Source organism: Mycolicibacterium palauense, from assembly GCF_002592005.1.
GTDB lineage: Bacteria > Actinomycetota > Actinomycetes > Mycobacteriales > Mycobacteriaceae > Mycobacterium > Mycobacterium palauense.
Window position 1 is genome coordinate 1 of the sequence record NZ_NVQF01000133.1, and the last position, 9,727, is coordinate 9,727.

The following is a 9,727-nucleotide window of genomic DNA, read 5'->3' on the forward strand; positions in this document are numbered from 1 at the left end:
GGCTCGGTGCCGGTGGACCTTCGGGCGGGCGGCCGGGGCGGGGCCGAGCAGACGGGACGCGAGGGCGGGGCCGAGCAGATGGGAAGCGTGGCGCTCGTCGGCGGCGGACCGGGAGATCCGGAGCTGATCACGGTGCGGGGGCGCCGGCTGCTGGCGCGCGCCGACGTCGTGGTGGCCGACCGCCTGGCCCCGCCGGAGCTGTTGGCCGAGCTGCCGCCGCACGTGGAGGTGATCGACGCATCGAAGATCCCCTACGGCCGGGCGATGGCGCAGGAAGCGATTAACGAGGTTCTTATAAACCGGGCCCGCGCCGGGCAGTTCGTCGTGCGCCTCAAGGGGGGCGACCCGTTCGTGTTCGCCCGTGGCTATGAGGAAGTTCTCGCCTGCGCCGCCGCCGGGATCCAGGTCACAGTGGTACCCGGCATCACCAGCGCCATCGGTGTCCCGGCGCTGGCCGGGGTGCCGGTCACCCACCGGGCGGTCAACCACGAGTTCGTGGTGGTCAGCGGCCATGTTGCCCCCGATCACCCCGAGTCGTTGGTGAACTGGAATGCGCTGGCGGCGATGACGGGCACGATCGTGCTGATGATGGCCGTCGAGCGCATCGAACTGTTCGCCGCGGCGCTGCTGAAAGGCGGACGACCTGCGGAAACGCCGGTGCTGGTGGTTCAGCAGGGCAGCACGGCCGCCGAACGGGTCCTGCACACCACACTGGCCGCCGCGCCCGAGGCGGTGCGCTCGGAGGGCATCCGTCCGCCCGCGATCATCGTCATCGGCGCTGTTGTCGGCGTCGGCGCGGGGGCGGGGGAGCCCGGGGAGCCGTCGAGACCAAACCGAGCTTAAAGACCTCTTAATATTACTGTAGGGTAGCCCGTTATGACGGCTCTCAACGACGCGGAGCGCGCGGTGTCCGACCGTGCGGCGCGACCGCGACGCGCGCTGCCACAGCGGCAGGACGAGGCGCCGGCCCGGTCGCAGACCCAGTCGCGGGGCCGCAGCGGCCGGGTCTATCCCGGGTGGCTGCCCTCGCGCCGGTTCATCGCGGCCGTGGTGGCCATCGGCGGTATGCAGCTGCTGGCCACCATGGACAGCACCATCGCCATCGTCGCGCTGCCCCGCATCCAGGACGAACTGGCGCTGTCGGACGCCGGCCGCAGCTGGGTGATCACCGCCTACGTGCTCACCTTCGGCGGGCTGATGCTGCTCGGCGGCCGGCTGGGCGACACCATCGGACGCAAGCGCACCTTCATCGTCGGTGTCGCGCTGTTCACCATCGCCTCGATCCTGTGCGGTGTGGCCTGGGACGAGGCCACGCTCGTGATCGCCCGGCTGCTGCAGGGGGTGGGCGCGGCCATCGCCAGCCCCACCGGCCTGGCGCTGGTGGCCACCACCTTCCCCAAGGGCCCGGCCCGCAACGCCGCCACCGCCGTGTTCGCCGCGATGACCGGCGTCGGCTCGGTGATGGGCCTGGTGGTCGGCGGCGCGCTGACCGAGGTCTCCTGGCGGTTGGCGTTCCTGGTGAACGTGCCCATCGGGCTGCTCGTGGTCTACCTGGCCCGCACGGTGCTGCGGGAGACCCAGCGGGAACGGATGAAGCTCGACGCCGCGGGCGCGCTGCTGGCCACACTGGGCTGCACCGCCGCGGTGTTCGGATTCTCCCAGGGCCCGGAGAACGGCTGGCTGACCCCGCTCACCGTGGGGTCGGGCCTGGCGGCGCTGGTGTTCCTGGGCGCGTTCGTGCTCGTCGAGCGCACCGCGGAGAACCCGGTCGTGCCGTTCAGCCTGTTCCGCGAACGCAACCGGGTGGCCACCTTCGCCGCGATCTTCCTGGCCGGCGGCGTGATGTTCACGCTGACCGTGCTCATCGGCCTGTACGTGCAGGACATCATGGGCTACAGCGCCCTGAAGGCGGGGATCGGCTTCATCCCGTTCGTGATCGCGCTGGGTGTCGGGCTGGGCCTGTCCTCCCATCTGGTCTCGATCCTGCCGCCGCGGCTGCTGGTGATCGGTGGGGGCATCCTGGTGCTCGCAGCGATGATCTACGGCTCCACCCTCAACGGCGGGATCCCGTACTTCCCCAACCTGGTGCTGCCGATCGTCGTCGGCGGGTTCGGGATCGGGATGATCGTGGTGCCGCTGACGGTCTCGGCGATCGCCGGAGTCGGGTTCGACCAGATCGGGCCGGTCTCGGCGATCGCGCTGATGCTGCAGAACCTGGGCGGGCCGGTGGTGCTGGCCGTCATCCAGGCCGTCATCACCTCGCGCACGCTGTATCTGGGCGGGACCACCGGCCCGGTGAAGAACATGAACGACGCGCAGTTGGCCGCCCTGGACGCCGGCTACACCTACGGGCTGCTGTGGGTGGCCGCGGTGGCGGTCCTCGTCGGCGGTGCGGCGCTGTTCATCGGCTACACTGCCGAGCAGGTCGCCCACGCCCAGGAGGTCAAGGACGCCATCGACGCCGGGGAGCTGTAGAACCCCGCACCGCCCGGGCGCACGGCTGCGGTCCTGACCCAGTCCTGACCCCTCGGTAGGGTCAGACCCATGTCCGTCGGAGATCGCGCCGCCGCCCGGTTGTCCGACAGCGTCGTCGGGATCGCCATCGTCGCGATCACCGGCATGCAGCTCATGTCGACGCTGGACGGCACGATCGTCATCGTCGCGTTGCCGCGGATGCAGGCCGAACTGGACCTGTCCGACGCCGCCAAGAGCTGGGTGATCACCGCCTACGTGCTGACCTTCGGCGGTCTGCTGCTGCTGGGCGGCCGGGTCGGCGACGCCATCGGGCACAAACGGGCCTTCATCTCCGGGGTCGGGGTGTTCACCCTGGCCTCGCTGGTCTGCGGCCTGGCCACCGAGCAGTGGACGCTGATCGTGGCGCGCGCGGTGCAGGGGGTGGGCGCGGCGGTGGCCGCCCCGACCGGTCTGGCGCTGATCGCCACCACCTACGCGGTCGGGCACGCCCGCAATCGGGCGATGGCCGTGTCGGCGGCCATGCAGGGACTGGGCTCGGTGCTGGGGCTGGTGCTCGGGGGCGCGATGACCGTGGTGTCGTGGCGGCTGGCCTTCCTGGTCAACGTGCCGATCGGCATCGTCATCATCGCCATCGCGGTGACCCGGCTGGCCGAGACCCGGCACGAACGACTCAAACTCGACATCAGCGGTGCGCTGCTGGCCACCCTGGGCTGCACGGCCGCGGTGCTGGTGTTCACCCAGGGGCCGCCGCGGGGCTGGATCGACCCGTGGGTGACCGGGGCCGCGGTCGCCGCCGTGGTGTTCTTCGTCGCGTTCCTGTTCGTCGAACGCAGCGCCGACAATCCGCTGGTGCCGTTCTCGGTGTTCGACTCCCGCAACCGGGTCGCCTCGTTCGCGGCGTACTTCCTGGCCGGCGGGGTGATGCTGACGCTGAGCGTGATGATCGGCCTGCTGGTCCAGGACGTGCTGGGCTACTCGCCGCTGCGCGCCGGCATCTCCTTCATGCCGTTCGCGTTGGCCTTCGTGGTGGGCAACGTGCTGGCCACCCGGCTGGCGCCGGTGCTCGCGCCGCGCTGGCTGATCCTCGGCGGCGGCGCGCTGGTGCTGGCCGCCATGCTCTACGGATCCACCCTGGACCGCAGCATCCCGTACTTCCCCGACCTGTTCGCCCCGATCGTCGTCGGCGGTGTCGGGATCGGTCTGATCTCGGTGATCCTGCCGCTGTGCACCCTGGCCAACGTGGGCCCGCGGGAGGTCGGGCCGGTGTCGTCGATCACCCTGATGGTGTTCAATCTGGGCGGCCCGCTGGTGCTCGTGGTCATCCAGGCCGTGCAGACCTCGCGGACGCTGTACCTGGGCGGCACCACGGGCCCGGTCAAGGACATGACACCCGCCCAGCTCGACGCGCTCGGGCACGGCTACACGTACTCGCTGCTGTGGGTGGCCGCGATCGCGGTGCTCGTCGGGGCGGCCGCGCTGTTCATCGGCTACTCGGCCCGCGACATCGCGCGCGCCCAGCACACCCGCGAGGCCGTGGAGGCCGGCGAACTGTAGCCGCGCACCGGTGGCGGCCGGCCCCCGGCGTGCCGGGGGCCGGCCGCGTGCCGGCTGCGTGCCGCCGGCCCGCGACGGCTGGCTAAGCTTGCCGGCTGTGATCACCCGTATGTCGGAACTGTTCCTGCGCACTCTCCGGGACGACCCCGCCGACGCCGAGGTCCCCAGCCACAAGCTGCTGATCCGGGCCGGGTACATCCGGCCCATCGCGCCCGGGCTGTACAGCTGGCTGCCGCTGGGCCTGCGGGTGCTGCGCAGGATCGAGCAGGTGGTCCGCGAGGAGATGGTGGCCATCGGCGGCCAGGAGATCCTGTTCCCGGCGCTGCTGCCGCGCGGCCCGTACGAAACCACCGGCCGCTGGACCGAATACGGCGAGAACCTGTTTCGGCTGCAGGACCGCCGCGGCAACGACTACCTGCTGGGCCCCACCCACGAGGAGTTGTTCACCCTGACGGTCAAGGGCGAGTACTCCTCCTACAAGGACTTCCCGCTGATCCTGTTCCAGATCCAGACCAAGTACCGCGACGAGGCCCGGCCGCGGGCCGGGATCCTGCGCGGACGCGAGTTCATCATGAAGGACTCGTACTCCTTCGACATCGACGACGGCGGGCTCAAGAACGCCTACCACGCCCACCGTGAGGCCTATCAGAAGATCTTCGGCCGGCTCGACGTGCGCTACGTGATCGTCTCGGCGGTGTCCGGGGCCATGGGCGGCAGCGCCTCCGAGGAGTTCCTGGCCGAAAGCGAGGTCGGCGAGGACACCTTCGTGCGCTGCCTGGAATCCGGGTACGCCGCCAACGTCGAGGCCGTGGTCACCGCCGAGCCCGAGGCGCTGCCGACCGACGGCCTGCCCGAGGCCGTGGTGCACCACACCGGGGACACCCCGACCATCGCCACGCTGGTGGACTGGGCCAACGGCGCCGGTCTGGGATGGGAGGTCACCGCCGCGGACACGCTGAAGAACGTTCTGCTCAAGGTGCGCCAGCCCGGTGACGAGGACTGGGAACTGCTGGCCGTCGGGGTCCCCGGGGACCGCGAGGTCGACGAGAAGCGGCTGGGCGCCGCCCTCGAACCGGCCGACTACGCGCTGCTCGGCGAGGAGGACTTCGCCCGCTACCCGTTCCTGGTCAAGGGCTACATCGGCCCGAAGGCGCTGCAGCAGAACGGGGTCCGCTACCTGGTCGACCCCCGGATCAGCCCCGGCACGGCGTGGATCACCGGTGCCGACATCCCCGGCAAGCACGTCGTGGGTCTGGTCGCCGGGCGCGACTTCACCCCCGACGGCACCATCGAGGCCGCCGACGTGCGTGACGGGGACCCCTCGCCCGACGGGGCCGGGCCGCTGGTGAGCGCCCGGGGTATCGAGATCGGCCACATCTTCCAGCTCGGCCGCAAGTACACCGACGCGTTCACCGCCGACGTGCTCGGCGAGGACGGCAAGCCGGTGCGGCTGACCATGGGCTCCTACGGGGTGGGTGTGTCGCGGCTGGTCGCGGTCATCGCCGAGCAGCACCACGACGAGCTGGGCCTGCGCTGGCCCGCGGCGGTCGCCCCGTTCGACGTGCATCTGGTGATCGCCAACAAGGACGCCCAGGCCCGCAGCGGAGCCCTCGAGCTGGCCGCCGACCTGGACCGGCTCGGTCTCGACCTCCTGCTCGACGACCGGCAGGCCTCCCCGGGGGTGAAGTTCAAGGACGCCGAACTGCTCGGGGTGCCGTGGATCGTCGTGGTGGGCCGCGGCTGGGCCAACGGCGTGGTGGAACTGCGCAACCGGTTCAGCGGCGAGACCCGCGAGGTGCCGGTCGACGAGGCGGCCACGACGATCGCGGCGGCGCTGGGCTGACCCTCCGGGGCACCCGGTTCAGTCGGCGCCGCCGGGGAACGCCTGGGTGACCGGCCACATCTTGGCGACGCGCTTCCAGCGGGCCCCGAGCACCGCGCTGGTGGTCAGTGCCGGCACGGCCAGCCGCCGGGCGTCGTCGCCGGGTGTCCCCGGGGTGGCCTGCTCGAGCACCGCCCGCCACGCCGCCGCCGTGTCGTCCTCCATCTGGATGGCCAGCTTGGCGGCCTGCGCGGGTTCGTCGACCTCCAGCGGCAGCCGGTAGCCGGGCGCCGGCAGCGGCGGTGTCACCGCCATCGAGTCCAGCAGGGCCATCGCGGCCTCCCGCTGGTCACGGTGTTCGGCCATCGCCTCGGAGACCAGGCTGTTGAGACCGGGGCTGGCGTGGGCCGAGACGAGGCCGTAGCCGTAGATCGTCGCGTGCTCGGTGGCCACCGCGTCGTAGAGGGCCGCGGCCTGCGGGTCCTCGGGGCGTTCCGGGACCGGCGCCGGTGTGGTCATGAGGCCCGCCCGGGGATCTCGAGCCCGACGGTCGCCGAGGACATGCACGACGCCGCGATCGAGCCGAGCAGCCCGGCCCGGTAGCCGGAGAGCCGTACGGCCAGCGCCTCGGCACTGGCGGCGGAGTTCTTCAGGGCGCCGATCACCTCGGTCACCAGCGGGGGAGGGCCGGGCTCGGCGGTCGTCGTGGTCGTGGTGCCGGCTGCCGGGCTCGCCGTGTCGGCGGCCACGGTGGTGCCGGCGGCGCGGGCGATCTCCTCGGCCAGGGCGCGGGCGTGCGCCGCGCGCTCGGAGGACACCTGCGTCAGCGGCGTGACCAGGGGTGCCGGAGCCCCGTCGGCGGCCCGGCGGGCCAGCTCGGAGTCGGATTCGGCGAGGTCCAGCTGCGACTGCAGGTCGTCGACCTTCGGGGGTTCGTCGGCCCCGCAGCCGGCCGCCGTCGCCGTGGTGACCGCCAGCAGGGCCAGCCCGCCGGCACCGACCAGCACGTCGCGCCGGCGGAAGGTTCTGTCGGCGGGGGGTGTGACGGCGGGCACGGCGACAATCCTGCCATTGGCACCGGCGGCGGGAGCCGAACGGGTCGCCCGGTGCGCCGGGTGCGGCCACGCCGGGGCGGGCCGCCCCACGGCCGCCCTCGTTCGGGGTTGTGGCGGTCGTCACTGGCGTATCGTGGGTGGGCAGTTCCGCGGGTGCTCCGCGGGGCTCTTCCGCGGCTGCCCCGCGAAGTGTCCGAGAAGAACAACTCAAGATGAGGAGCTCGCCGTGACTGAGCGGTCCAGGGGACTGCCCGCACCGCACGAGGTGATCGAGCTACTCGGTGGGGAGTTCACGCGCGCCGGCTACGAGATCGAGGATGTGGCCGTCGATCCGGGCCTCCGCCCACCGCGCATCACCGTGATCGCCGACGGGGACGACGCGCTGGATCTCGACGCCATCGCCGGGCTCTCGCGCCGCTCGTCGGAGCTGCTCGATGCGCTGCCGGGCGTGGCCGACGACTACGTGCTGGAGGTGACCTCACCGGGGGTGGAGCGCCCGCTGACCCGTGACAAGCACTTCCGCCGGGCCCGGGGGCGGCGCGTGGAGGTGCGGCTGACCGACGGCTCGCAGCTGATCGGCCGGGTCGGCGAACTGGCCGACGGAACCCTGTCGCTGGTGGTGCGCGGCCGCAAACCCGGCGACCTGTCGGTGCGTCCGGTGGCACTCGGTGATATCGCTAAAGCTGTTGTCCAAGTTGAGTTTTCCCCGCCAAGTCAGCGCGAGCTGGAGTTGGCGGGCTGTCCGGGCGCCGTCGTCACCGACGCGACCGAAGCGGGGGAACGGAGGCCCAAGCATGAACATTGACATGGCGGCGCTGCACGCCATCGAGGTCGACCGGGGTATTCCGGAGGGCGAGCTGCTGGAGACCATCAAGTCCGCGTTGTTGACGGCCTACCGGCACACCGAGGGCCATCAGCCCGAGGCGAGCATCGACATCGACCGCAAGACCGGTGAGGTCCGGGTGCTGGCCCGCGAGCTCGACGACGACGGTCGGGTGATCAGCGAATGGGACGACACCCCGGAGGGATTCGGCCGGGTGGCCGCGACGACGGCCCGTCAGGTCATGCTGCAGCGGTTCCGCGACGCCGAGAACGAGAAGATCTACGGCGAGTTCTCCGCCCGCGAGGGCGACATCGTCGCCGGCGTCATCCAGCGCGACGCGCGGGCCAACGCGCGCGGCGAGGTCGTGCTGCGGATGGGCAGTGAGACCAAGTTCTCCGAGGGTGTCATCCCGGCCTCCGAGCAGGTCCCCGGTGAGCGCTACGAGCACGGCGACCGGCTGCGCTGTTTCGTGCTGGGGGTCACCCGCGGCGTACGCGAACCCCAGATCAGGCTGTCGCGGACCCACCCCAACCTGGTGCGCAAGCTGTTCTCGCTGGAGGTGCCGGAGATCGTCGACGGGTCGGTCGAGATCGTCGCGGTCGCGCGCGAGGCCGGTCACCGGTCGAAGATCGCCGTCGCCAGCCGCGTTCCGGGGCTCAACGCCAAGGGTGCCTGTATCGGTCCGATGGGCCAGCGGGTGCGCAACGTGATGAGCGAGCTGTCCGGCGAGAAGATCGACATCATCGACTACGACGAGGACCCGGCCCGCTTCGTGGCCAACGCGCTGTCCCCGGCGAAGGTGGTCTCGGTGACCGTCATCGACGCCCAGGCGCGTGCCGCCCGGGTGGTGGTCCCGGACTTCCAGCTGTCACTGGCGATCGGCAAGGAGGGCCAGAACGCCCGGCTGGCGGCGCGGCTGACCGGCTGGCGCATCGACATCCGCAGCGATGCCGAGGCCGGCGCGGACGGGGACCCCGAGGTGGGGGCCCACGGTGAACACCATCCCGACCACCCCGGGCCGGGGACCGCCCACGGGGCCGCCCGCGGGTAGCCGCGGAGCGAAAGCGGATACCTGAACGGCTGGTTTAGAGTCCGGACCCGGTGACGGTAGACTGAGCAGTGATCCAGCGCGAGTGTTCGGGACCGGTGCGTACCTGCATCGGTTGCCGGAAGCGAGAGCTGGCCGCCCACTTGTTGCGCGTGGTGGCGGTCCGCGACGACGACGGCAGTTTTGCCACGGTCGTTGACATGACCGGTAACCTTCCGGGGCGGGGTGCGTGGCTGCATCCCGACCCGCAGTGTCTGCGCGCGGCGATCCGGCGGCGGGCCTTCGCGCGAGCGTTGCGGATCACCGGCTCGCCGGACAACTCGGCGGTGCTCGGGCACTTCGGCGTCACCGACGGCGCCGACGGACCGGTCACCCCAGAACAGAACAGGTAGCGAAGAACATGAGCACACCGTGAAGTCCCGATGACCATGCGTCATAGCTAAACCCGAGGCGCGGCGCCGACCACCGCTGTCGCCTCTAGACAGGAGATGTAGTGGCAGGTAAGGCCCGTGTACACGAGTTGGCTAAGGAACTCGGTGTCACAAGCAAACAAGTTCTCGCGCGCCTGAGCGAGCAGGGCGAGTTCGTCAAGTCCGCGTCGTCGACGGTGGAGGCCCCGGTGGCCCGCCGACTGCGCGAATCCTTCGGTGGCGGTAAGACCGCCGAGAAGAAGCCGGCATCCGGCGCCGCGCCCGGCAAGGCCGCCGGCAACGGAGCGGCCGCCGCACCGGCAGCGCCCCGGCCCGGAGCCGCCGCCGGCGGTCCGTCGGCCACGCCGGGACCCAAACCCGGCGCCCCGAAGCCGGCTGCGCCGGCCCCGGCCAGCCCGCCGGCTCCGCCCACGCAGCCGCCGGCCCAGCCCGGCCAGTCGCCGGCGGCCTCGATCAATCAGCCGGTCAACCAGCCGGCGGCCCCGCCCACCCCGGGTCAGTCCCGTCCCGGCCCCACCC

10 protein-coding genes are annotated in these 9,727 nt (G+C 71.7%); 8 read left to right on the forward strand and 2 right to left on the reverse strand.

Going from position 1 to position 9,727, the window contains the following annotated elements:
- The 4 genes from cobA to CSR00_RS28210 form a co-directional block, all read left to right on the forward strand.
- The coding region (gene cobA, locus CSR00_RS28195; protein WP_141564513.1) for a uroporphyrinogen-III C-methyltransferase at positions 1 to 843 on the forward strand (843 nt) is incomplete at its 5' end.
- A 33-nt stretch (positions 844 to 876) separates the two neighbouring features.
- On the forward strand, positions 877 to 2,475 hold the full coding sequence (locus CSR00_RS28200) for an MFS transporter (protein ID WP_099025678.1): 1,599 nt from the start codon (positions 877 to 879) through the stop codon (positions 2,473 to 2,475).
- A 69-nt stretch (positions 2,476 to 2,544) separates the two neighbouring features.
- Complete coding sequence (locus CSR00_RS28205; RefSeq protein ID WP_099025679.1) at positions 2,545 to 4,029, forward strand: MFS transporter; 1,485 nt, start codon at positions 2,545 to 2,547, stop codon at positions 4,027 to 4,029.
- 97 nt (positions 4,030 to 4,126) lie between these two features.
- Positions 4,127 to 5,872: a proline--tRNA ligase gene (locus CSR00_RS28210; protein ID WP_099025680.1), complete on the forward strand. Its 1,746-nt coding sequence runs from the start codon at positions 4,127 to 4,129 to the stop codon at positions 5,870 to 5,872.
- 18 nt (positions 5,873 to 5,890) lie between these two features.
- Here CSR00_RS28210 and CSR00_RS28215 read toward each other — a convergent pair whose 3' ends face one another.
- The gene (locus tag CSR00_RS28215) at positions 5,891 to 6,370 is read right to left on the reverse strand and encodes a ferritin-like domain-containing protein (RefSeq protein WP_099025681.1); all 480 of its coding nucleotides are present in this window, start codon (positions 6,368 to 6,370) and stop codon (positions 5,891 to 5,893) included.
- The gene (locus CSR00_RS28220; protein ID WP_328514780.1) at positions 6,367 to 6,906 is read right to left on the reverse strand and encodes a hypothetical protein; all 540 of its coding nucleotides are present in this window, start codon (positions 6,904 to 6,906) and stop codon (positions 6,367 to 6,369) included. Before CSR00_RS28220 ends, CSR00_RS28215 begins: the two co-directional genes overlap by 4 nt.
- 226 nt (positions 6,907 to 7,132) lie before the next feature.
- Here CSR00_RS28220 and rimP point away from each other — a divergent pair, with 226 nt between their 5' ends.
- From rimP to CSR00_RS28240, 4 genes are all read left to right on the forward strand, one after another.
- Complete coding sequence (gene rimP, locus CSR00_RS28225; RefSeq protein WP_099025682.1) at positions 7,133 to 7,711, forward strand: ribosome maturation factor RimP; 579 nt, start codon at positions 7,133 to 7,135, stop codon at positions 7,709 to 7,711.
- Complete coding sequence (nusA, locus tag CSR00_RS28230; RefSeq protein WP_099025683.1) at positions 7,701 to 8,780, forward strand: transcription termination factor NusA; 1,080 nt, start codon at positions 7,701 to 7,703, stop codon at positions 8,778 to 8,780. The genes rimP and nusA overlap by 11 nt, the downstream gene beginning before the upstream one ends.
- Positions 8,781 to 8,932: 152 nt before the next feature.
- Positions 8,933 to 9,169 (forward strand): DUF448 domain-containing protein, encoded by a 237-nt coding sequence (locus CSR00_RS28235; RefSeq protein ID WP_328514781.1) that lies wholly within the window; start codon positions 8,933 to 8,935, stop codon positions 9,167 to 9,169.
- A gap of 101 nt (positions 9,170 to 9,270) precedes the next feature.
- A partial coding sequence (locus CSR00_RS28240; RefSeq protein WP_176562310.1) for a translation initiation factor IF-2 N-terminal domain-containing protein occupies positions 9,271 to 9,727 on the forward strand: 457 nt, incomplete at its 3' end.

What these genes read in the sequence shown, in the direction of transcription:
- CSR00_RS28200 (WP_099025678.1), top strand. Translation starts at nt 877, where the DNA reads ATGACGGCTCTCAACGACGCGGAGCGCGCGGTGTCCGACCGTGCGGCG.
- CSR00_RS28205 (WP_099025679.1), top strand. Translation starts at nt 2,545, where the DNA reads ATGTCCGTCGGAGATCGCGCCGCCGCCCGGTTGTCCGACAGCGTCGTC.
- CSR00_RS28215 (WP_099025681.1), bottom strand. Translation starts at nt 6,370, where the DNA reads ATGACCACACCGGCGCCGGTCCCGGAACGCCCCGAGGACCCGCAGGCC.
- nusA (WP_099025683.1), top strand. Translation starts at nt 7,701, where the DNA reads ATGAACATTGACATGGCGGCGCTGCACGCCATCGAGGTCGACCGGGGT.